The organism is Janthinobacterium sp. SUN100, assembly GCF_030397705.1.
GTDB classification, from domain to species: domain Bacteria; phylum Pseudomonadota; class Gammaproteobacteria; order Burkholderiales; family Burkholderiaceae_D; genus Janthinobacterium; species Janthinobacterium kumbetense.
On record NZ_JAPUBU010000004.1, the window covers coordinates 176,188 to 196,340 of the forward strand.

General features: G+C 50.8%; 23 protein-coding genes and 1 tRNA gene. 5 read left to right on the forward strand and 19 right to left on the reverse strand.

Annotated elements, in window-relative coordinates; genetic code table 11:
* The first annotated feature begins 228 nt into the window (after positions 1 to 228).
* The 4 genes from O0881_RS20845 (at position 229) to O0881_RS20860 (ending at position 6,362) form a co-directional block, all read left to right on the forward strand.
* Positions 229 to 1,467, forward strand: a complete 1,239-nt coding sequence (locus O0881_RS20845) for a hypothetical protein (RefSeq protein WP_289912803.1) — start codon at positions 229 to 231, stop codon at positions 1,465 to 1,467.
* Between the two features lie 94 nt (positions 1,468 to 1,561).
* Positions 1,562 to 2,725 (forward strand): glycosyltransferase family 4 protein, encoded by a 1,164-nt coding sequence (locus O0881_RS20850; protein ID WP_289912805.1) that lies wholly within the window; start codon positions 1,562 to 1,564, stop codon positions 2,723 to 2,725.
* Between the two features lie 204 nt (positions 2,726 to 2,929).
* Entirely contained in the window at positions 2,930 to 4,174 is a 1,245-nt protein-coding gene (locus O0881_RS20855) for a glycosyltransferase family 4 protein (RefSeq protein WP_289912807.1), read from the forward strand.
* 157 nt (positions 4,175 to 4,331) lie between these two features.
* Positions 4,332 to 6,362 carry an acyltransferase family protein gene (locus O0881_RS20860; RefSeq protein ID WP_289912809.1) on the forward strand — a complete coding sequence of 677 codons (2,031 nt, stop codon included), beginning with the start codon at positions 4,332 to 4,334 and terminating at the stop codon, positions 6,360 to 6,362.
* Positions 6,363 to 6,601: 239 nt separating this feature from the next.
* On the opposite strand, the gene rfbC is transcribed toward O0881_RS20860, so the two are convergent.
* The 7 genes from rfbC to O0881_RS20895 all read right to left on the reverse strand — a co-directional run bounded on the left by rfbC (position 6,602) and on the right by O0881_RS20895 (position 13,372).
* Positions 6,602 to 7,147 (reverse strand): dTDP-4-dehydrorhamnose 3,5-epimerase, encoded by a 546-nt coding sequence (gene rfbC, locus O0881_RS20865; RefSeq protein ID WP_289912810.1) that lies wholly within the window; start codon positions 7,145 to 7,147, stop codon positions 6,602 to 6,604.
* Positions 7,148 to 7,171: 24 nt separating this feature from the next.
* Entirely contained in the window at positions 7,172 to 8,065 is an 894-nt protein-coding gene (gene rfbA, locus O0881_RS20870) for a glucose-1-phosphate thymidylyltransferase RfbA (protein WP_289912812.1), read from the reverse strand.
* Positions 8,065 to 9,144: a dTDP-glucose 4,6-dehydratase gene (gene rfbB, locus O0881_RS20875; RefSeq protein ID WP_289912813.1), complete on the reverse strand. Its 1,080-nt coding sequence runs from the start codon at positions 9,142 to 9,144 to the stop codon at positions 8,065 to 8,067. Before rfbB ends, rfbA begins: the two co-directional genes overlap by 1 nt.
* A 108-nt stretch (positions 9,145 to 9,252) precedes the next feature.
* Positions 9,253 to 10,716: an undecaprenyl-phosphate galactose phosphotransferase WbaP gene (gene wbaP, locus O0881_RS20880; protein ID WP_289912815.1), complete on the reverse strand. Its 1,464-nt coding sequence runs from the start codon at positions 10,714 to 10,716 to the stop codon at positions 9,253 to 9,255.
* 77 nt (positions 10,717 to 10,793) lie between these two features.
* Entirely contained in the window at positions 10,794 to 12,212 is a 1,419-nt protein-coding gene (locus O0881_RS20885; protein WP_289912816.1) for a mannose-1-phosphate guanylyltransferase/mannose-6-phosphate isomerase, read from the reverse strand.
* Between the two features lie 250 nt (positions 12,213 to 12,462).
* Positions 12,463 to 12,819: a diacylglycerol kinase gene (locus tag O0881_RS20890; RefSeq protein WP_289912817.1), complete on the reverse strand. Its 357-nt coding sequence runs from the start codon at positions 12,817 to 12,819 to the stop codon at positions 12,463 to 12,465.
* Positions 12,820 to 13,117: 298 nt separating this feature from the next.
* On the reverse strand, positions 13,118 to 13,372 hold the full coding sequence (locus tag O0881_RS20895; protein WP_289912819.1) for a hypothetical protein: 255 nt from the start codon (positions 13,370 to 13,372) through the stop codon (positions 13,118 to 13,120).
* A 299-nt stretch (positions 13,373 to 13,671) separates the two neighbouring features.
* Here O0881_RS20895 and O0881_RS20900 point away from each other — a divergent pair.
* A tRNA-Gly gene (locus O0881_RS20900) sits at positions 13,672 to 13,745 on the forward strand.
* A 317-nt stretch (positions 13,746 to 14,062) separates the two neighbouring features.
* Here O0881_RS20900 and O0881_RS20905 read toward each other — a convergent pair.
* The 12 genes from O0881_RS20905 to O0881_RS20960 form a co-directional block, all read right to left on the reverse strand.
* A complete protein-coding gene (locus tag O0881_RS20905; RefSeq protein ID WP_289912821.1) occupies positions 14,063 to 14,623 on the reverse strand; it encodes a hypothetical protein in 561 nt (186 codons plus the stop codon).
* A gap of 221 nt (positions 14,624 to 14,844) precedes the next feature.
* Positions 14,845 to 15,342 (reverse strand): tyrosine-type recombinase/integrase, encoded by a 498-nt coding sequence (locus tag O0881_RS20910; protein ID WP_289912824.1) that lies wholly within the window; start codon positions 15,340 to 15,342, stop codon positions 14,845 to 14,847.
* A gap of 30 nt (positions 15,343 to 15,372) precedes the next feature.
* Positions 15,373 to 15,834, reverse strand: coding sequence for a hypothetical protein (locus tag O0881_RS20915; protein WP_289912826.1), 462 nt, complete (start codon positions 15,832 to 15,834; stop codon positions 15,373 to 15,375).
* Positions 15,835 to 15,853: 19 nt separating this feature from the next.
* Complete coding sequence (locus O0881_RS20920) at positions 15,854 to 16,099, reverse strand: DUF4224 domain-containing protein (RefSeq protein ID WP_289912828.1); 246 nt, start codon at positions 16,097 to 16,099, stop codon at positions 15,854 to 15,856.
* A 9-nt stretch (positions 16,100 to 16,108) separates the two neighbouring features.
* Positions 16,109 to 16,321 (reverse strand): hypothetical protein, encoded by a 213-nt coding sequence (locus O0881_RS20925; protein WP_289912830.1) that lies wholly within the window; start codon positions 16,319 to 16,321, stop codon positions 16,109 to 16,111.
* Positions 16,315 to 16,467 carry a hypothetical protein gene (locus O0881_RS20930; protein ID WP_175445091.1) on the reverse strand — a complete coding sequence of 51 codons (153 nt, stop codon included), beginning with the start codon at positions 16,465 to 16,467 and terminating at the stop codon, positions 16,315 to 16,317. The genes O0881_RS20925 and O0881_RS20930 overlap by 7 nt, the downstream gene beginning before the upstream one ends.
* Positions 16,464 to 18,308, reverse strand: a complete 1,845-nt coding sequence (locus O0881_RS20935; protein ID WP_289912833.1) for a replication endonuclease — start codon at positions 18,306 to 18,308, stop codon at positions 16,464 to 16,466. The genes O0881_RS20930 and O0881_RS20935 overlap by 4 nt, the downstream gene beginning before the upstream one ends.
* Complete coding sequence (locus O0881_RS20940) at positions 18,298 to 18,651, reverse strand: hypothetical protein (RefSeq protein WP_289912834.1); 354 nt, start codon at positions 18,649 to 18,651, stop codon at positions 18,298 to 18,300. The genes O0881_RS20935 and O0881_RS20940 overlap by 11 nt, the downstream gene beginning before the upstream one ends.
* Positions 18,652 to 18,752: 101 nt before the next feature.
* Positions 18,753 to 19,154, reverse strand: coding sequence for a hypothetical protein (locus tag O0881_RS20945; RefSeq protein WP_289912835.1), 402 nt, complete (start codon positions 19,152 to 19,154; stop codon positions 18,753 to 18,755).
* A gap of 120 nt (positions 19,155 to 19,274) precedes the next feature.
* Positions 19,275 to 19,538: an ogr/Delta-like zinc finger family protein gene (locus tag O0881_RS20950; protein ID WP_133992923.1), complete on the reverse strand. Its 264-nt coding sequence runs from the start codon at positions 19,536 to 19,538 to the stop codon at positions 19,275 to 19,277.
* A gap of 109 nt (positions 19,539 to 19,647) precedes the next feature.
* On the reverse strand, positions 19,648 to 19,884 hold the full coding sequence (locus tag O0881_RS20955; protein ID WP_289912838.1) for a hypothetical protein: 237 nt from the start codon (positions 19,882 to 19,884) through the stop codon (positions 19,648 to 19,650).
* Positions 19,881 to 20,063 (reverse strand): Arc family DNA-binding protein, encoded by a 183-nt coding sequence (locus O0881_RS20960; RefSeq protein WP_289912840.1) that lies wholly within the window; start codon positions 20,061 to 20,063, stop codon positions 19,881 to 19,883. The genes O0881_RS20955 and O0881_RS20960 overlap by 4 nt, the downstream gene beginning before the upstream one ends.
* Positions 20,064 to 20,153: the final 90 nt, after the last annotated feature.

Consider the following 20,153-nt stretch of genomic DNA (forward strand, 5'->3'; position numbering starts at 1 on the left):
TGCGCCCGATTTTATTTGTTGAAGATCAATAATAAAATAAGATTTGTTTCCAAGAAAAGGGATTTAGTCTGAAATATCGGTGCCTGACCTAAACGGCATTTGCACATAATATTTCGTAAGTAAGCTTTGAAAGTGTTGATTGCAAAAACATGCAACGAAATATGAATATGCGAACTGAGCGTGCCGAAATTTTGGAGGCGCGGCAAGACCAACATCCTGGACTTATCAATGAACAATATATTTAAGAAAATACCCTTATCGTCAAGAGAGCTGCTGTTATCTTCTCTGTTAATGCTCGGATTTTTGACGGTTAATTTGGAAGTGCTGCCTATGGGCGAGTATCAGCCAATTATATTGATGACCTTGGCGATGATGGCATTTCTGCAGGATGGGAAATTATCATTTCGGCTAATGTTGTTGGCCGCCTTGCTTTTGTTGATGGCAGCAATTGGCCTGGCGTTCGGTACTACTACTGACCTGGCATCGGCGCTGAAAATATTTGTACTAATAAGCTATATTCTTTTTGGGTGGCGGCTGATTCCTTTATGCAATTTATGGGTAATGCGCTGGATTGTTATTTTGTTGTTTTTTGTAATTATATGTGGCTTGCTGGCATCATCTCCGACACGTGCAATGTTGGGAATATTTTTCCCCAGAGGGACGCTTTATTATTATGGGTTTAATTCATTTTTTTCTTCAGAGCCTTCATATGCCTCACTGAATTTATTTGGTTTGTACATCATGTACCTATTGAATAGATCTGCCGATAAAATAAAAGATGGTGAAGGTTTTTTATTCGCATTAATCGCAGTTTTATTGGTTGCCACCCTGTCGATTACGGGGATTATATTTGCTATGCTTATATTGTTGAATCAGTTTATAATGCACGGCGGAAAATCCATAAAATCAAAAATTATTATATATATATTGATGATTTTCACATTTTCGGCTGTTGCCGCATCTATAATGTTTAAGGAAAATTCTAGACTAGGCGTTTTCTTTAATTTTGCTCTCTCTGCTTTTGATGGTGATTTTCTTGCGAATTGGCTATTGCTTGAACCCTCTTCTGTAGTCCGCTTTATATCAAATGCTGCTGGTTGGTATGAGGGAATTGGTTCGTATTTTGGTACTGGTACATTTGGTTTTGCCGGGCCGTCATCGCAAATTTATCCGGATTGGTTAAGTAGTGCATTTCGTTCCATCGATATTATTGACAAGGGGTCTTCTGCGCAAACTCCATTTTTTAATATAGTACTATATGGCGGTTTTATAGGGCTATTTTTTTATTTTATAATCTTTCTATTCATTTTAAAGCCACTGATTGCTTTGCCGCGTGAATTTCGAATGCTTGTCATTGCTTTTCTGCTTATTTGCTCATTATGGCAGGCCGCAATTACTTATCCATTTTACTGGTTTGTTATTTCTTATCTTATACATCAGGGGTATGTAAAAAAAAATCCCGGCTGATATGCGGCTAATGTGTTTTATTCATGATCTGACGCAATATAAGTGTTCAAGTGCTTTGCAAATAATAACTGAAAATAATGAAAAAAAATGTCTTTTGATTCACAATGATCTATATAGTTTCGGCGGCGCAGAACTCTTCGCTATACGCGCAATTAATACGTTAATGCGAGCTGGTTATGACGTCGATGTGGTGCACTGTGGTGATGCTCTTAATGTCAAGTCGTTATCTGATTGGTCTGGTATCTCTATTGATGAAAGCCGCTTGAAAGTCATTCGGGCCTTTCCATTTGTTCAGGCACTTATTAAATCCAGGAAGGTGTCCTTGCTAAGATACGCGGTGGCATTGCGTGCAGCAAAATCATACGTATCCCAATATGATCTTGTCGTTTCCAGCTATGGAGAATTGACAGTCAATGGGAAGAAAAATTTCCAATTTATTCATGTGCCGATTTTTTTCCATGATGCTGAAAGCTTGAGTTATCTGGGAGAACAAGCACACAAGTTGAGCCGCAGACTGGCACGCATGCTATATGTACAGTCGTGCCGTCTCATTTCAGGTTGGAATCGGCAGCAAGTTGAAAGAATTCCGGCCCTTGCTAATTCCAAGTGGACGATGGGTCAGGTGAGACGACATTATCCTGAAATTGTGGCGGATTATACTTATATGGGTGCAAAGACAGAACAATGCTTTACCGATGATGTACTTGGAAATTGGTGGTCGGAACGCCGTGATACCGTGGTGGTGTTGGGGCGCGTCGTGCCTGGCAAGCGGATTGAATTCGCTATTGAATTTGTAAAGAAAATAAGAGAGCGTGGTATAGCCGTTAATTTATTGATTGTTGGTCGCGCCGATGCGGCATACACTGCGGATATCAATAAACTGATTTCAGACAAGAGTTATGTGGAATGGAAGCAGGGACTGAATCGTGAACAACTGGAATCAGTAATTTCCTCCTGCAAATGGGGATTACATTGCGCGCTATTTGAGCATTACGGAATTTCTGCATTGGAATTGCAGCGTCTTGGATGCTTGACTTTAGTGCCAAACTCGTGTGGTCAGGCCGAGTTGGTTGAGGATGCAAGATTCTCTTATCAAGATATTGATGATTTGGTGGAAAAATTTTCTAATATCTATATGGATGAGATTCTGCAAGGTATTTTAAACTTGCATCGTTCAAAGAAAGTATTGGAACATAACTTTACCCAGCATGATGAGTATATGCTCAACTATATCAAGGCGTTAGAAAATAATTCTTGACGAAAATAATTTTTTTGTAAATATTATCTGCCTGTAGAGTAGCTAAATAGCTATTAATGATAAGTAATTTTTAAAATTAAGTCTGATTTTTTTTGCGAGATTTTTTTAGAGACTACTTTAAAGAAAACACTCTTTTTATGCGGATTTACATAAAAACCGGAATGGTTCCTGGCCATTCCGGTTTTTTCAGCAATAGGATTATAAATGACGAAAGTCCTTTTTTTTACGACAATTGATCCATCCCCCCGTAATAATGGTAAAAGTGTTGTGCTTTCCGGTATATTCGATTATCTACAGGAAAGGTATGGTAAATCCTTCAATGTAGCGGTAGTTGGCGAATCCCTTGGAAGCAATAAGATTATTGCGGCGATTAACCGGCCATCACGGTTGGTGACAATTTTAAACATAATAAATTACACTTTATTGAAGCGTGTAAAAAGTATTCAAGAGTGCTTTTTTTACAGTCGCAAAATCCGTGACAGAATGCAGACTCTGATAACCGAGCACAAACCGGATATGGTGATTTTTGATACTGTGCGGCTGGCGCAATATGCAAGTCATTTGCAATTTTCTGGTGCGCGTAAGATTGTTTATCTTGATGACTTATTCTCCTTGAGATATATGCGTATGGCGGCCTCCGATCTCAGATCGATCGGCGTATTTGGTAATTTTGAAAAAAATATACCTTCGTTTTTACGATTCGCAGTAGATAAATTTGATCCCTTGAAAAAATTTATTCTCAAATATGAAGCGGATATTATAGAAAATTCAGAGATCAGGGCTACTGCTGATTGTGATATTTCGCTCTTGATCAGTTCCAGTGAAGTCGATTATTTCAAGAAACGTCATGGTGAGATGCGGCTTACATCCATCCCGCCTTTTTTGCCTGCAACCGAGATCATGGTGCGAAATTGGGATGAGAAGCCTAGTTTCATATTTCTAGGTTCCATGAATTTACCTCATAACGTGGCGGGACTGAAAGTCTTTCTAATATCGGTATTTCCACAAGTATTAATACACAATCCTGCCGCAACACTGACTATCATCGGTGGCGGAGTAACAGATGAGCTCAAACAGTGTGGCCAGCCCTTTGGTCAAGCAGTAAAGTTTCTGGGGCGTGTAGAAAAATTGTCGCTGCTGCTATCTAACGCCTGCGCCCTGATCGCGCCTTTGGCCTTTGGCTCTGGGGTTAAATTGAAAATAATCGATTCTTTGGCATGTTCGTTGCCAATTATTTCAACCGATATTGGGGTCGAGGGAATCGACTTTATTCATGGCGTACATGGTGAATTGGCCAACACATGGGAAGATTTCGGTAATTCCGTATTGAGATTATGTGATCCTGTCCAAAACAAGTATTACTCTGATAATTGCAAAATATTGTTTGATGATATATATGCAAAGGATTCAATTTTTGAAAAATATGATGATATCTTCAATTACTCTTAATGATATATATATATGTATTAATTGAATGGCTCGCTACATTTTTAATTTTAGATATGCGGCATACTCGATTTTGCTTATATATTTTTTTGGATCTTGCTAAGCTTGTCAAATCAAATCCTGCTTATGGAATTTTTTGATATGATTATTTTTTTATACAATGACTAATTATTTAAATCCAATTGCCGAGTCGATGCTTAAGCACCATAAAAAATATCGCCCCGATATTGATGGTTTACGTGCTGTTGCCGTCCTGTGTGTCGTTATATTTCATGGATTTCCCAAGTTTTTGCCAGGCGGATTTATCGGCGTTGATATATTTTTTGTGATGTCCGGCTTTTTGATTTCGACAATTTTGTTTGAATCTTTGGTTGATAAAAAATTCAGTTTTTTTGATTTTTATTTGCGGCGCTCAAAAAGAATATTCCCATCGCTAATATTTGTATTAATTTTTTGTTACTATATCGGATGGAATTTTTTATTTCCAAATGAATTTAAGGGGCTTAGTAAACATATCTTTGGCGGGGCAATATTTTTATCAAATTTTGTATCCTTTCTGGAAAATGGATATTTCGATGTATCTGCAGATTTGAAGCCTTTACTTCATTTATGGTCATTGGGAATTGAGGAACAGTTTTACATAGTATGGCCATTGATTCTCTGGTTCTCTTGGAAGAAAAATGTCAGCCTTAAATTGGTAATTATTTTTGCTATTGCCATTTCCTTTTCTTTGAATGTTTGGAATGTTGAAAATAATTCAAATGCCGCATTCTATATGCCCCACATGCGCTTTTGGGAGTTGCTGATTGGTGCTTTTTTGGCTTATTTGAGTATATTTGAGAAAGATAAGACTTCCCGGTTTACTAAACGCTATGCTGATCCGTTGTCGCTGCTTGGTACACTAACCTTGCTCATTGCATTAATTTGCATAACTAAAGAAGCAGCGTTTCCTGGTTGGTGGGCATTATTGCCGACGTTTGCAACAGCCTGCCTTATCATGGCAGGCCCGGATGCCTGGATAAATCGGAAAATATTATCCATGCGTGTAATGATCTGGTTCGGTTTGATCAGTTTTCCTCTTTATCTTTGGCATTGGCCATTATTTTCCTTTGCTAGAATATTGTGGCATGACCATGTCAGTACGCAGTTGATCTGTTACCTGATATTTCTATCGATTATTATGGCCTGGTTGACTTACAAGTTTATTGAGACTCCAATTCGATTCGGAAAATCATCTAAAAAATCTTATTACTCTTTGACGGCGCTGCTCATGATGATTGGTGCAATAGGTATTTTTTCATTTGTCCGGGAGGGGAGAGGTGGATTGCCAAGATCTTTCTTGGCCGATAATGCGGTTAGTATTTCGGGATATGATGGTGGCTACCAAGGTCAGATCGTTGCTGGATGCGGGAAAAACAGAACTGATCTTGATATGAATTTCTCTATTTGCACTAGTGACCGACGCGATAAACCGAAATATGCGTTGATCGGAGATAGCAAGGCGTTGGCACTATATCCTGGGCTGATTAGAACTTCTGATAAAAATGGACGTTGGTCACTAATTGGTGGTAATGGTAGAAATGGTCCTGTGGCGCCAATTTTGTCCAGTGAAAAAATCTATGAAGATTATCAGAAAAATGCGATTGCTGCAGTGGAGAAGATCGCGGCCAATCCGGAATTCGAGACGGTAGTCATAGCTGCCGCAACGCGTGGGATTTTCTCGTTAAATAATATATATTCTATCGATGATTTGGAAGGAAATAAGAATTTTGATATTGCATTAGATGGTGTTCAGAATTTCACAAGAAAAATTCTTCGGACTGGAAAAACGATCGTATTTGTAATAGATAATCCGACTTTCAAGGATCCTAGCGACTGTTTGCCAAGGAGATTACATCCTAAATTTTTTGAAAAACTCATCAATGGAAATGGGGACGTTGAATGCAAGGTGAGAATTTCCGATCAGGTAAAATCGGCTAAGAAATATAGGGAGTTATTGCTGAAAGTTAAGGATTTGAATCCGGAAAAGATCCGAATATTTGATACAACAGATATTCTTTGTGATACCGTTTCTGAGTCTTGTTCGATGACAAAAAATGGACGTTTACTCTACGGGTATACCGATCATATATCAGATTATGCCGCGGGGCTGGTCGGGCGAAAGCTTAACCAGTATTTGAACGCGCCTTAAGCGATATTGCATGCATTATATTTGTGGTAATTATATGGCATCGTTCGTGCCCTTCTTGATTACTTTGTTGCAGCAAGCTTGGTGATCAGTGGCGGTTTTTATGTTGCCGGTGGCATGCCATATTCGATTGATCGTAGCCGGATATCTCTGGCTACGATCAATCATGAGGCCTCGTTGGACGAGTTACCTGTTGCGGCTTGGCCGCCGTGGGCGGACGCGTGCCCGGACAGGCCTGTGGATCAGGTAAATATATCGGCTTTTGACAGGAGCGTGCCGGCCTTGTCCTTGCCCGACAATAGTGGTTCGCCATCGAGTGGCCAATCGATTCCGATGGCCGGGTCGTTCCACAGGAGACTGCGTTCGAATTCCGGTGCCCAGTAGTCGGTTGTCTTGTACAGGAATTCGGCACTGTCGCTGGTGACCACGAAACCGTGGGCGAAGCCTTCCGGTATCCACAACTGGCGTTTGTTGACCGCTGATAAGGTCACTCCTATCCAGTGACCGAACGTTGGTGAGCTCTTGCGCAGGTCAACGGCAACGTCGAATACTTCACCGGCGGTCACACGCACCAGTTTGCCTTGTGGCTGCTGGATTTGATAGTGTAAGCCGCGCAAGACGCCCTTGGCTGATTTGGAATGATTGTCCTGCACGAAGTCGCGCGTGACGCCAGTCAGTTCGGCAAAGCGCTTCTGGTTGAAGCTTTCGTAGAAAAATCCCCGGTCATCGCCGAACACGGTGGGCTCGAGAATCAGGACATCAGGTATGGCGGTTGTTTGAATTTGCATGGTGTGAAATGAGCCGTTCAGGCTTTAGTATATTTTTTCTTCGAGCAGGCGCAGCAGATATTGGCCGTAGGCGTTCTTTTTCAAGGGTTGCGCCAAGGCCTCGAGCTTGGCTGCATCAATATAGCCACGACGGTAGGCGATTTCTTCAGGGCAGGCGACTTTCAACCCCTGGCGATTTTCGATGGTGGCGATGAATTGTCCCGCCTCCAGCAAGGACTCATGCGTGCCGGTGTCGAGCCAGGCCATGCCGCGCCCCATCAGTTCGACGTTTAATTGCCCACGCTCCAGATAGGTGCGGTTGACATCCGTGATTTCCAGCTCGCCACGTGCTGACGGGGCGATGCCGGCGGCTATATCGCACACTTGCTTGTCGTAGAAATACAGGCCGGTGACGGCATAGTTTGATTTTGGCTTGAGCGGTTTTTCCTCGATGCTGATGGCGCGCCGTTGCGCATCGAAATCGACAACGCCGTAGCGTTCCGGATCGTGCACATGGTAAGCGAACACGGTCGAGCCGCTGGTGCGTGCCGAGGCTTCGCGTAACTGCGATTCAAAGTCGTGACCGTAATAGATGTTGTCGCCCAGAATCAGCGCCGATGGTGCATCGCCGACAAACTCTTTGCCGATGATGAAGGCCTGTGCCAAGCCATCCGGGCTGGGCTGCACGGCATAGGTCAGGCTGATACCCCACTGGCTGCCGTCGCCCAGCAACTCCTGGAAGCGCGGTGTATCTTGTGGTGTGGAAATGATCAGGATATCGCGTATGCCGGCCAGCATCAGGGTGGTCAGCGGATAGTAGATCATCGGCTTGTCATACACAGGCAGCAGCTGCTTCGATACGGCCATGGTGACAGGGTACAGGCGCGTGCCTGAACCGCCCGCGAGGATGATGCCTTTGCGTTCGATGGTTGTTGCCATTATTGCTGCTCCTTGGTCGTGTCGCGCGTCGCGTAGTTTTTCTCCACCCATTTCAGGTAGTCGCCCGACTGGACATCGCGTACCCAGGCCTGGTTGTCCAGGTACCATTGAACGGTCTTGCGGATGCCGGTGGCGAAGGTTTCGGCCGGCTTCCAGCCCAGTTCGCGCTCGATCTTGCGTGCGTCGATGGCGTAGCGGCGGTCATGGCCAGGACGATCCTGTACATAGGTGATTTGTTCGCGATAGCTGCCGGACGCCTTGGGATCGAGCGTATCGAGGATGTCGCACAAGGTATGCACGACTTCCAGATTGGCCATTTCATTCCAGCCGCCCACGTTGTAAACCTCACCCAGACGACCTGCTTCCAGGACGCGGCGAATCGCCGAGCAATGGTCGCCCACATATAGCCAGTCGCGCACTTGCATGCCATCGCCATAAATAGGTAAAGGCTTGCCGGCGCGGGCGTTGCTGATGATGAGCGGAATCAGTTTTTCCGGGAAATGGAAAGAGCCATAGTTGTTCGAGCAGTTGGTCGTCAGTACGGGCATGCCATAGGTATGGAAATACGCGCGTACCAGATGATCGGACGCCGCTTTCGATGCCGAATACGGGCTGTTTGGCGCATACGGCGTCGTTTCCGTAAATGGCGGGTCGTTCGGCCCCAGGGTACCGTACACTTCATCGGTCGAGACGTGCAGGAAGCGGAAGCCGTCCTTGGCCTCGCCCGTCAAGCCGCTCCAATAGGCGCGCGCCGCTTCGAGCAGGCTGAAGGTACCGTTGACGTTGGTCGAAATGAATTCGCCGGGGCTATGGATCGAGCGATCGACATGGCTCTCTGCGGCAAAATGCACGATGGTGCGTGGCTGGTGTTCTGCCAGCAGACGGGAGATGTGGGCAGTATCGCAAATATCGCCACGTACGAAGATATGCCGCGGGTCTTGCTCCAGGCTTGCCAGATTGCTGAGATTGCCAGCGTAGGTCAGTTTGTCAAAGTTGATCACGGGCTCATCGTTGAGCGCCAGCCAGTCGCGTACAAAATTGGAACCGATGAAGCCGGCGCCGCCAGTCACTAAAATCATGCTGTTATCCTTTTTTCTGAACATTGCCACAATGCCCCCTCGACAAATTGTATTGAGCGCGAGGGCAATTAAATATTCTTAAATGCAACTACTAACTTAATAACGTTACTAATATGCGCCATCTTTCTTGAAAATGACTTTAACCGTTTTCAGTAGTATGACAATGTCATTGAATAAAGACCAGTTCTTGACATACCAGGCGTCCAGATAAACGCGCGTATCATAGCTGACGTCATTCCTGCCGCTGACTTGCCATAGGCCCGTGACCCCGGGTTTCGCTTCCAGGTAATAGTCGATTTGGTTGCCATAGCGTTCCAGTTCCGCATCGACCACCGGGCGCGGTCCGACGAGGCTCATTTCGCCTTTCAGCACGTTCCATAGCTGCGGCAATTCATCAAGGCTGGTCCGGCGCAGAAAGTGGCCGATCGAGGTGATGCGCGGGTCGTTCTTCAGTTTGAAATCACGGTCCCATTCGGCACGGGCTTCAGGATCGCGCTCCAGTAGCTCCTTGAGCAAGACATCGGCGTTCACGGCCATGGTGCGGAACTTGTAACAGAGAAAATGCTTGCCATTCTGGCCCACGCGTTTGTGGCCGTAGAAGATGGGACGGCCCGATGCCATGACCTTGGCCGCAATCCACAGCAAGATGGGGGCGCCGACGATCAGCACGCAGATTGAAGCCATCAGATCAAAGCAGCGTTTAATCAATTGCAAACCTGGCCGCGCCAAGTTGTTGCGCATGGTCAGCAGCAGCACTTCATGCGTAAAGAAATGGTTGACCTCCATGCCGTACAGGGGCAGGCCGCGTACGGCTGGCACAACTTGCATATTTGCAACGCAACGGCTGACTTGCTGGATCATGCCCTGATAAGCATCGATGCCACCTTGCTCCAATGCGACAACCGCATGCGGATCGCCCAGCAGCTTGAGCGTTTGTTCCGGGTTCTCACCGAGCGGAATGCAGGGCACCGCTTGCTTGCTGCGGTTTACGTAGTGCTGCTCCAAGCGTTCTTGGCCTTCGGGGATGAGGAAAGCAATCAGGCGATAGCCCATCAAGGCTTCTTCATCGAAGGCACGCGCTGTCTGCAGGGCATTGTCGCCCCAGCCGATGATGACCATGGGACGTATCCAGCCCCCCGCTTTCATCAGCAAGTATTTGATCATGCCACGCAGCAGCACGACACAGCATGGCACCAGCAGCCAGGTGGCCAACAGTGCCTCGCGTGAGGAGTCGCGCTTGTCGAGGAAGACCAGGGCCGCGTCGATCAGGCCCATGACCATGACGATCTTCAGGAGTTCCTTGATTTCATTCGAGTACGGACGGCGTTTGGCATGATGGCCCTTCAGCTTGAAGATCGCCACCGTGACCAGGGATAGCAGGCAGTAACTGAGCAGGCGCGAGCTGTCCAGCCCGAAGCTGTTCAAGTCGGTGGCATCGAGTGTCCATGTGCCGGCGAGCCAGAATGCCATGAACATGGCAAAGGCATCGGCAAAGGTGAGAAAATATTTTTCCGCCCTGCTGCTGCAATACCATTTCACTTCTTGTACAAAGATGCCTTCGATTGGTTTCATGATGACTTGCTAAACCTTATAAACTTCAGTGTGAATTCTTGCGGTGCCGCATGCGTGGTGCTTTTGTATCTGATCGGTCAAACGCGGCCGTAGAGATCTTCAAACCGCACGATATCGTCTTCCCCAAGGTAGCTGCCCGATTGAATTTCAATCAATTCGAGTGGTAGCTTGCCCGGGTTGGCCAGGGAGTGGACGACGCCGAGGGGGATATAGGTGGACTGGTTTTCGGTCAGCAAATATTCCTTGTCGCCATTGGTGATCTGGGCCGTACCAGATACCACGATCCAGTGCTCGGCGCGGTGATGATGCATTTGCAAAGACAGCTTGGCGCCAGGCTTGACAGTGATCCGCTTGACTTGGAAACGGTCACCATTACCGATGGAATCATAGGAACCCCATGGACGGAAGACTTCACGGTGCATGGTGGCCTCGGGACGCTCCCTGGCGACCAGCTGCGCGACCATGGTTTTCGTTTGTTGTGCCTGATCCGCATCCATGACCAGCACGGCATCGGCGGTTTCCACGATCACGGTATTACGCATGCCGATGGTGGTGACCAGGCGGCTTGTACTGTGCACCAGGCAATCGTTGCAATCCTGGATCAGCACATCGCCGTGGGCGCTATTATTATTGGCATCTTTTTCCGCCACGTCGAGTACGGCTTTCCAGGAGCCGATATCATTCCAGCCCGCATCGAGAGCGATGGTAGAGGCATGGCTGGTGCGCTCCATGACGGCGTAGTCGACGGCAATGTCGGGACTGGCAGCGTAGGCATTCTTGTCGAGGCGAATGAAGTCGAGGTCGCTTTTCGCGGCGGTGATGGCAGCGCGGCACGCGGCCAGGACTGCGGGTTGGAACTGTGCCAGCTCTTCCAGATAGCGGCTGGCGCGGAACAGGAACATGCCGCTGTTCCAGAAGTAATCGCCGTTGGCGATATATTGTTCAGCAAGCGCCAGGGCCGGTTTTTCCACGAACTCAAGTACGCGCTGAACCTGCCCGCTTGCGGCGCCTTCGGCGCGAATATAGCCGTACCCTGTTTCTGGCGCCGTTGGCGTGATGCCGAACGTCAGTAAATTACCCGCTTCTGCGGCAGTACGCGCCAGCGCGATGGTGCGATGAAAAGCCGGGGTGTCCAGAATGACGTGGTCCGATGGCAGCACTAGCAGGAGTGGATCTTCACCATTCTCCATCGCATGCAAGGCGGCTGAGGCGATCGCCGGTGCTGTATTGCGGCGCATGGGTTCAAGTAACATGCGGCTATTTCCCAGGCCGATCTCACGCACTTGCTCCGCGACAATGAAACGCGAGGAGTCGTTGCATACCAGCAGTGCTGGCGACACAGTGTCGATGTCAGCCAGGCGCTGCAGTGTTTGTTGCAGCATGCTGCCCTGGGTCGACAAGCGCAGAAACTGCTTTGGGAATGCCTCGCGCGACAGCGGCCATAAACGTGTGCCGGAGCCACCACAAAGAATTACTGGTAGGAGGGGAATAGTCATTTATGCTTCAATTTAAATTTAATATTGGATAGAGCTGAGTAATTCGTTATTCGACATGCATTAATACTTTCCTGGCTTGCCGCGCTCGTATGCCGCGAGGTATGCACTGGGAAAAAAGTCAACATTGCCAATCGGGGCAACATTTTAATGAATTATAGGAATCTGTATATTTTCTATAGACTCTATAGACTCTGACATGCGCGCACTCTGGCGCGTCCTGTATTGTAGTTTGCTACCCCAGTATTCCTGCTTAGCACGCAACGTTTTCAAGCAAAAAAGCAACAAACACGCATATGGCACTGATGCTGAGAATGAGCACGGCTCCTGCGGCGCAGTCCTTGACGATCTTGATGCTGGGATGGAGGGCCGGGTGGAGGTGATCAATCAAATTTTCGAGGGCGGTATTGAAGAGTTCTGCTGCGAGAACCATGCCACAGTTGAGCAATAACAAAGCCCACCAGATTGTGGCTGGCCGGTTCCAGGCCAGTACAATCAATACCATGAGGGCCGCAAGGCATTGCAGCCGGAAGCTTGATTCCTTGCGGAAGGTGGCACTCAAGCCTTGCAGGGCAAATCCCATGCGTTTATGGAAAGGCTGATTTTTCATTAACTATGCATCATTGCTCAGGGAGTTTCATGTTCCTGAAGGCCGGAGTTTTTCTGAAAACAGATGCGTATCGCTCGGACATCGAGAGGGGCAGGCATATGCAAGATTCGCGTTAACTGCACGCGCATTATTGAAGAAAAATAAAAAGCCCGTTTTCAAAAAATGAAAAGGGCTTTTATCGAGGAAGTGGCGCTTCGTATGACAAGGCCAGCTTCTCGTGGGACCAAGCCAGCGTCTCGCGGCTTGACGTCAATCCGCTGGCTTGGTCTTGTCTGTTTCAGCCAAAGGCATCGACAGATTACTTGGCGTGGCTTGGGGTCGTGTGCGCGGTGGTCGAATCCGAGCTTGCTGCACCGGCCACAACGGCAACTGCTGCGCCGATTGCGATCAGGGCGCTCGTGCTCAGGCCAGCAACAGTGCCACCGGCGGCAGCGCCAGCTGCTGGTGCCGCTGCTGGTGGAACAGGCGCACCGCCAACTGGTGCCGTTGTTTGAGCCATGGCTTGCGCGGAAGCGAAGCACAGGATTGCCGAAGCGATCAGAATTTTCTTCATGGGATATCCTTTTAGGTTGAACAGCGGGAATGCTAAACTGTCACGCGATTGTAGCAACATTTCTCCTGCTAGTCTGCGCTACACCGTTCGCGAGGCCAATAATTTCATTTATTTTAGCCGTATACCAAGCTATTCACCGTACCAGGCTAGATGCGTTGTTGTTCTCTATCAACAAAAACACTGACGTGCCGATGCGCCGAATTGGTTTTTCTGTTAATTGTCGTGAGAATTCCTGATGCATGCGAAAGCGCCGCACAAGTTTGCCAAGTCCTCGTTATCCCGCGTAAAATGCAGGCTTCGCGGGTGTAGCTCAATGGTAGAGCAGAAGCTTCCCAAGCTTACGACGAGGGTTCGATTCCCTTCACCCGCTCCAATGAAAAACGGCGAAAAACCTGTTTTCGCCGCTCCACAAGCAGCACTTCGCTCCACAAAGATGGAGTATAAATGGGTTCTATTCAGCTTTGATCTGACTTCCACGACACTGACTTGCTCTTAGTGGCTTGCTTCTTTGGCAGCTGTTTCAGAGATGCCATATGCACTTTTCTTAATGGCCGGTATTGACTTCCTCGAAGTCCCCACCTGTGCCTTACGCTGCGCGATATTCAGTTTAGTCACCACTAGCAGGCATGCCGCAACGGAATACGAACGCCTGGTCATTCATGACTTTTCGTGTGTCGTGAGCTAGCTCTCTTAGTGTTCAGCTTCCAAGGCGCTAATACCTTTGACAAGGCCACGGAGTGTGGAAGCGACGTTTCGTAAGTTGTGCTCATGGTCAATAGCACTGCTAGCTTCTTTGGAGTATTGTGCTCCAGAACAATTGTTTTGCTTGCATAATTCTTGAGCTCGTGAGTATGAGTCTGGATAGAGATCTTTATTTTTCTCTAGAAAAGCGAGTGCAGCCTGGATGAATCCTGCATTTGTAAAGTTATATTCGGATTCAGAAAGCAGTCGCTGAGCAGCTTGTTCAACTTTGTGAATACGTTGATTCGCCTGCCAGTACCATGCGGCGGTCGATGCGACGACGACGATGGCGATACCATATAGAACATGAATCCACCGCTGCCTCCTACTTTGAGACGGAAGGAGCACACCGGCAAGAGAGGCAACTGAGCCGACCGCACCAAGAACTATCCAAAAATCAATCAATTTGCGCCTAAATGGTATGTTGGTATGAATACAAGCAGAAGCGAGCCGGCGTGTATGTTGAGTGTATGGCAAAAATCTAAGTTTGATGCTTAAGAAACGTTGCAACTTATATCAATGATATCGAACTGTGCATGCATACAGTACTAGGTAATTATGGGACACACCATGTTCGAGAATGCTACCAATGTTCTAGTGGGTTGTCGTTACATTAAGTATTTTTAGAGTTTACGCAGTAAATATCATTGTGTCTACTGGGCAAGATTAAATATTTAGTTTGATTCCCCAAATAAATTTTCAATCGTTGCCCGTGCTACTAAGGATCAAATCTATTTCGTTGGGGCCACAATCTTGCCTCGTCGCAGGTAATGCCGCTGGGTTGTCTTCACGCTGTCGTGCCCCAAAAGATCGCTGGCCGCCTGGTCGCCACGATCATCCGAAGTATCGTCGGCCGCCTTCGCGCGTAGATCGTAAAACCAAAATGCCAGGATTTCCTGCGCCAGTTCCGGCACATGTTTTGCCGCCCGCTTTTTTGCTGCGTCAAGGTGCGTGCGAAGCGCTGGCGCGGTCAGGCGCTTGCCGTGGATATTGGTCAGTAGTGCACCTGTCACGATCTTGTGCGTTGCCTTGCGTGCTCGGATACGTTCCATCAGCTTGGCCAGCTCCCCAGTGATGGTGATGCGCAGCGGCTGCTTGGTTTTTTCCTGCGTAATGATCAGGTGCCCATCAATGATGTCCTGTTCAGTCATGCGCAGCGCATCAGCCGGACGTTGACCGGTCAGGTAGGCCAGGTCCATCGCATCCCGTAGCGGCGCGCTGCCGTGCATGCGTACAGCGGAGAACACTGCATCCGTAATTTAGACGGTACGCTTTGCCAATGAATGGCCCTGGATGCCCTCGCAAGGGTTCGGCAGGTTCGTGTATCCCCAGCCACGCGCATGGTTCCACATGGTTGAAAATACCCGTTTGCACCGGTTGGCGGTGGTCGGCTTGTCGGCGTGGTCGTCAAGGAACTGTCGAATGTGCATAGGCTTGATCTGATCCAATGGCGCCCCGGAAAAGGTCGCCAGCAGGTGCTTGATGTCTGACCGGTACATGCGTGCTGAACTGGCTGCGAGTTTTGGAACCGCTTCGACCAAGTAGCGCGTTTCGACATCTGAGAACGTCGCGTTAGCGGTGAGTTCCACTACGATGTTTAGCTCAGCATATTTTTTCAAGGCCAAGATGAAGTCGGGCCCAAACGGGATTTCCTTGCGCGGCTTGTCCTTCGTGTACATGTAGTAATACACCCTGCCGCTGCGCTGGGTGCGCGGGTGCATGTTCGGCGGCATGTTCAAATTACGTGTGTTTCGTCGGCCCATTTTTATTGATCCTTGGCATTACCCATGTTTTCTCTCGTGGCGCTTCTTTGCGCCCCTCAACTGCCGCGACCGTGACAACCGGCCGCCCGATGGCATTTACCCAAAAGGGCAGGCCCATCTTCTGCCGTGCCTCAATTTGCTTGGTTTTCATCTTCCTGCCGGTCAGGGCGCAAATATCGTCCATCGACAGAAAGGTGGCATTCGTCGCGATGTGGTCCGCCATACTGTGTCCCTAACTCAATACGGGCATGATTGCCGCCAGTGGCACGGCCCGAAACATGCCCGCCCACTGGTGATCCAGCTCCACCCAAGCATGCAGCTCCCCATTGCCCACGTCGCGGCGCAGGTCGTTGACGGTGCCGGCCTGGTAGCCCTCGTCGGTATCGAATGTCACGCGGTCGCCCAGGGCGATTTGCCGCGGTGAATCGGTCAGGGTGGTCAGCATTGCGGTGCTCCTTTCAGTTTGGCGGTAACGCCGCACACGCCGTAGCGGTCGATGGCGGCGTCGATCACGTCGCCGCTGGATGCGGCAACCTCAAAAAATTCAAAGCGTTCTGTTTGCGTGCGAACGATCACGGCAAAGGTGCTCATGTGCCGTCCCCTTCAAGGTGCGGGGAGTCAGGAACGATCAGCCGTGGCCACGGGCAGGCGTTGACGGCCGCCCAGGCGGCAATCAGGGCTGTTTTTGCCTCGTCGGGCAGGTTGGGCGCGGGCGCCGCCGGCGGCGTGGCCGGGGCAGGGCGGTCGGGGTGCGTACAGTTATTTACACGAGTCCGAGTCCGAGGAACGGCAACCCCAACAGCCACCCCGCGCCCGCCTGTGGCCTGCACCGGCGTACACGTGTGGCGCACGGACTTGAAGACCACGCCAATGAGGTCGCTGCAGCGCACGCCATAGGGCGTGGTGCGCAGCGTTTCGCCGTAGCGGCCGATGACGGTCTTTTCATCCTTGGCCAGCGTGACGACCAGCTCCTTGCGCGGCACCAGGGCGCCGCCCTGGGCACGCAGGTATTCGGCCCAGCAGGCGCGCTTTTCGCCGTCGATCTTTTGCACGGCGTCCCAGGCACGGCGCATGGCGGCCGGGGCTTCGTTGAGCATGCTTTCCTCGATGCGGCGCAGTTCGCGCCACACGGTGACAGGGGCACCGCCCCATTGCTGGAATTGACGGATGCCCCAGCACGCAGCCCAGGACTCGACGCGCGCCGACGGCGTCAGCTCGACATCGCCTTCGGTGTCGGCCGTGACGACATAACCTTCCTTCGTCTTGTGCTCGGCCACGCCGTCAATGTTCTTGGCGACGTACTTGGCGATGTAGCCGGCGGCGCTGCCCTTGGCCCAGTCGATGCGTTTGACGTCCAGGCGGCGCGCGAAGGCGCCCGGTTCACCACGGTCCACGCGCCAGGCGTAGCGTTTCATGATGCGGATGGCGCGGCCCGCCACGTCCTGCAGGTGCGCCGTCTTGTCTTTCGCGGTCGGGCGCACGAACAGCAGCAGATGCCAATGCGGGCAGCCGTCGTGATGTGGTTCGGCGATGCGAAAGCCATACAGGCCGATGCCACGGCGCGCCAGCGCGGAGCGGCACAGCGATGTTATCTTGCCCAGGTAGGCATTCGCCTCGCGCGGCGTCGAGCCGTCGAACTTGTCGTTGGGCTTGCCGCTGTGTTGCATGGCGTGGAAGCGCGATGGGCACGTCCAAGTGATGAAAATGCCCTGGTCGCCGCACTCGCGGGCAATCTGTTCGAAGCCGTTGATGCGCAACATCAGTTCGCCGCGCCGGATGGCTTTATTCGCCGTCGTTTTCTCTGCCAGCTCGGCGATGCTGAATTGCTGGCCGTTCTCGTTCTGCACGAGGGTGGCGGCCAGCGCTGCCGCGTTGCGGCGGTTCTGCGCCAGGCGCGACAGCACGGCATCATTGCTGGCGTAAGGTTCGCCGCGATAGTTCACGTAGCCCAGGCGGATATTTCCGGCTTCAAAGGCGCGCTTGACGCGCTTGCGCAGTTGGCGGCGCCACCAGCGGGCGTCCACCAGGCGGGCGATGGTGTCGGCCAGTGCGTCGAACTCGGGCACCTCGATGCCATACGAGGTGCATTCGTCCGCCATGATCTGCAGGGCGTGCCTGTCCGACGTGGCCGACCAGAGAGCTTTGACTACAACAGCCGCCGCACGCTCAGCGGTGGCCACGATGTCGGCATCGCTTTGCGACAGGTCGACGCCGGCCGGCACGTACTGTTCGGCGAATTCGCGCACAAAGCCGGTGGCGATGGATTCATAGACTTTGTACCAGGACGACCAAGCCATCTTGGCCAGGGCGGCCGTGATGACGCGGTTGCGCCATTTGTATGGAATGCGGGTCAGCTCGGGCGCGAACTGGGCGGATCGCAAAAAGGCTTCGTGACGCTGTGGGGCAGGCAGCAGGATTTGTTTAGATTGCATTTAACAGTCTTTCGTACACACGGATGGCGGCGGAGGTGGCGGCGCGCAGCGCGATGCGCTCTTCCTCGGTAAATGAATGGATGGGCGACTCCCAGCGGTCGGCGTCTATGCCGGCGGCGATCAACACGGAGCGGCGCGCGCCACGCGGCGACAATCCCCAGGCCTGGGCCATGAAGGGGGCCAGGTTGCGCGGCTTGATGCTGCGTAGCTGGGCCTTGGCTTCGGCGATGGCGGCCAGCGCGTGCCCGGCGCCTGGTGGCGTCGGCATATCCTTGTCGCGCGCGGCCAGGATTTCGGCGGCAGGCTGGAAGGACAGGTGATTGTCGATAAGGGACGCCGGCATGGTTCAGTCCTTGATGAAGCCAATGGCCCGCAGCACGTCAGGGGTAATGACGATCAGGAGCGACAGCAGCCAGATGCCGGAGGTTTTGGCCACGCGCTGCATCAGCGTGCCCCTGCCTTGAGAAAATGTTCTGCCCAGTACTGGAGCGTGTGCGATGTGCCGCAGCAGTGCCGGGAACCCGCTTCAGTGGCGAAAATGTAGTTCACCTCGATGGGCAGCTTGCCGACCAGGGCGCGCTGCTTGGCTGGCGTGAAAAAGCCGTCACGCTCCAGCGCCTGCGCATGGCTGACGATGAAGGTCAGATTGGCAGCGCCGTAGGCGTGATAGGTCTTGGCAATCTCGTGGATGTGGGCGGTCAGCGCCGCGATGCCGATGCCCGCACTGGCCTGCAGCAGAAAACACGTTGGCGCCACGGGGACAATACAATTTTGCAAGGTCGGGCGGATCGTGCTCGATGCCATGGATTGGTCGGCATGACGGGTGGCGTGCAGCGTGTTTTCCATCGGTTTTCCTTATTTCAGGTTGAACGAATCCCGCACGCTCAAAAGGGAGCGCAGCAGGGCACAGCAAAAGAGGGGAGTTACGGCGGCCGGGTTACGGCGGCGCGAGGATCGGGACAGTCATCAGCAGCCCGCAGTCAGGTCCAGGGCCAGTTGGCTGGTGGCCGCCGCGCGCGCATGCTGGGACATCGGGATGCGGATATCCGGCTTGGGCATGGCGGACAGCGAGAGGGTGCGCAGTACTTCCAGGCCTGCCACGAAGGAGTGCCCGCATTCGGGGTTCTGGCACATGTAGGTGATTTCCTTGAACATGGCGGACATCGTGCGGCTTTTGACAGCGCGGACGGTGTTTTCGCAATGCGGGCAGGGCAGGCCGATGACTCTCATTTCAGCTTTCTTTCCACTTGGTACAGGGCGCGACCGCGACCCGTCATGTTTTTTGACTGCTTGCGTAAGCGCGACTTGACGAGCCATTCAGCCGCTTGCTCGATATTTTCTAGTCCTTGCCGTTGACGCACGACTTGTCGCATACTTTTAAGAAATGAATACCTTGCTCGACTCGAGCCAGATTGCGCGTGTGGTTCACTTGAGTGTTCTTCGCTTCGGTTCCGCGCAACTGGGTGAGTAGTTCGGTGGTGACGATGTTCTGGCCGCGCCAGGTAATTGCTTGGATCGCAGCTACACTTGCGTCATTCAACGCATGTAATTCCGCGCTGGAAGGGAATTTTCTCATGCCGCACGCGTGTCGGCGGCGGCATCTGTTACGGAAATCCCCGCATCGATGAGCGCCAACAGTTCGGCGTTCATGCTGCGACGATTCTTCTCTGCGCGTGACTTGATGGCTTCGCGCTGATTCCCGTCAAACCTGATTATAAATTTGTCCATCTTGGCTTCCTTGGTGTCGGTGCTCATGTTACATTCTTTTTTATGGCTTAGAGCCATATTTCAAATATATGGCATTGAGCCACTATAGGCAGGAGTTATTTATGGCTAAGTGCCAGT

Excerpts from the sequence above, each read along its gene's own strand:
- O0881_RS20845 (WP_289912803.1), top strand. The coding sequence starts at position 229 with ATGAACAATATATTTAAGAAAATACCCTTATCGTCAAGAGAGCTGCTG.
- O0881_RS20855 (WP_289912807.1), top strand. The coding sequence starts at position 2,930 with ATGACGAAAGTCCTTTTTTTTACGACAATTGATCCATCCCCCCGTAAT.
- O0881_RS20860 (WP_289912809.1), top strand. The coding sequence starts at position 4,332 with ATGACTAATTATTTAAATCCAATTGCCGAGTCGATGCTTAAGCACCAT.
- rfbC (WP_289912810.1), bottom strand. The coding sequence starts at position 7,147 with ATGCAAATTCAAACAACCGCCATACCTGATGTCCTGATTCTCGAGCCC.
- rfbA (WP_289912812.1), bottom strand. The coding sequence starts at position 8,065 with ATGGCAACAACCATCGAACGCAAAGGCATCATCCTCGCGGGCGGTTCA.
- rfbB (WP_289912813.1), bottom strand. The coding sequence starts at position 9,144 with ATGATTTTAGTGACTGGCGGCGCCGGCTTCATCGGTTCCAATTTTGTA.
- wbaP (WP_289912815.1), bottom strand. The coding sequence starts at position 10,716 with ATGAAACCAATCGAAGGCATCTTTGTACAAGAAGTGAAATGGTATTGC.
- O0881_RS20885 (WP_289912816.1), bottom strand. The coding sequence starts at position 12,212 with ATGACTATTCCCCTCCTACCAGTAATTCTTTGTGGTGGCTCCGGCACA.
- O0881_RS20890 (WP_289912817.1), bottom strand. The coding sequence starts at position 12,819 with ATGAAAAATCAGCCTTTCCATAAACGCATGGGATTTGCCCTGCAAGGC.
- O0881_RS20895 (WP_289912819.1), bottom strand. The coding sequence starts at position 13,372 with ATGAAGAAAATTCTGATCGCTTCGGCAATCCTGTGCTTCGCTTCCGCG.
- O0881_RS20910 (WP_289912824.1), bottom strand. The coding sequence starts at position 15,342 with ATGCACGGCAGCGCGCCGCTACGGGATGCGATGGACCTGGCCTACCTG.
- O0881_RS20915 (WP_289912826.1), bottom strand. The coding sequence starts at position 15,834 with ATGCACCCGCGCACCCAGCGCAGCGGCAGGGTGTATTACTACATGTAC.
- O0881_RS20920 (WP_289912828.1), bottom strand. The coding sequence starts at position 16,099 with ATGGCGGACCACATCGCGACGAATGCCACCTTTCTGTCGATGGACGAT.
- O0881_RS20925 (WP_289912830.1), bottom strand. The coding sequence starts at position 16,321 with ATGCTGACCACCCTGACCGATTCACCGCGGCAAATCGCCCTGGGCGAC.
- O0881_RS20930 (WP_175445091.1), bottom strand. The coding sequence starts at position 16,467 with ATGAGCACCTTTGCCGTGATCGTTCGCACGCAAACAGAACGCTTTGAA.
- O0881_RS20935 (WP_289912833.1), bottom strand. The coding sequence starts at position 18,308 with ATGCAATCTAAACAAATCCTGCTGCCTGCCCCACAGCGTCACGAAGCC.
- O0881_RS20940 (WP_289912834.1), bottom strand. The coding sequence starts at position 18,651 with ATGCCGGCGTCCCTTATCGACAATCACCTGTCCTTCCAGCCTGCCGCC.
- O0881_RS20945 (WP_289912835.1), bottom strand. The coding sequence starts at position 19,154 with ATGGAAAACACGCTGCACGCCACCCGTCATGCCGACCAATCCATGGCA.
- O0881_RS20950 (WP_133992923.1), bottom strand. The coding sequence starts at position 19,538 with ATGAGAGTCATCGGCCTGCCCTGCCCGCATTGCGAAAACACCGTCCGC.
- O0881_RS20955 (WP_289912838.1), bottom strand. The coding sequence starts at position 19,884 with ATGAGAAAATTCCCTTCCAGCGCGGAATTACATGCGTTGAATGACGCA.
- O0881_RS20960 (WP_289912840.1), bottom strand. The coding sequence starts at position 20,063 with ATGAGCACCGACACCAAGGAAGCCAAGATGGACAAATTTATAATCAGG.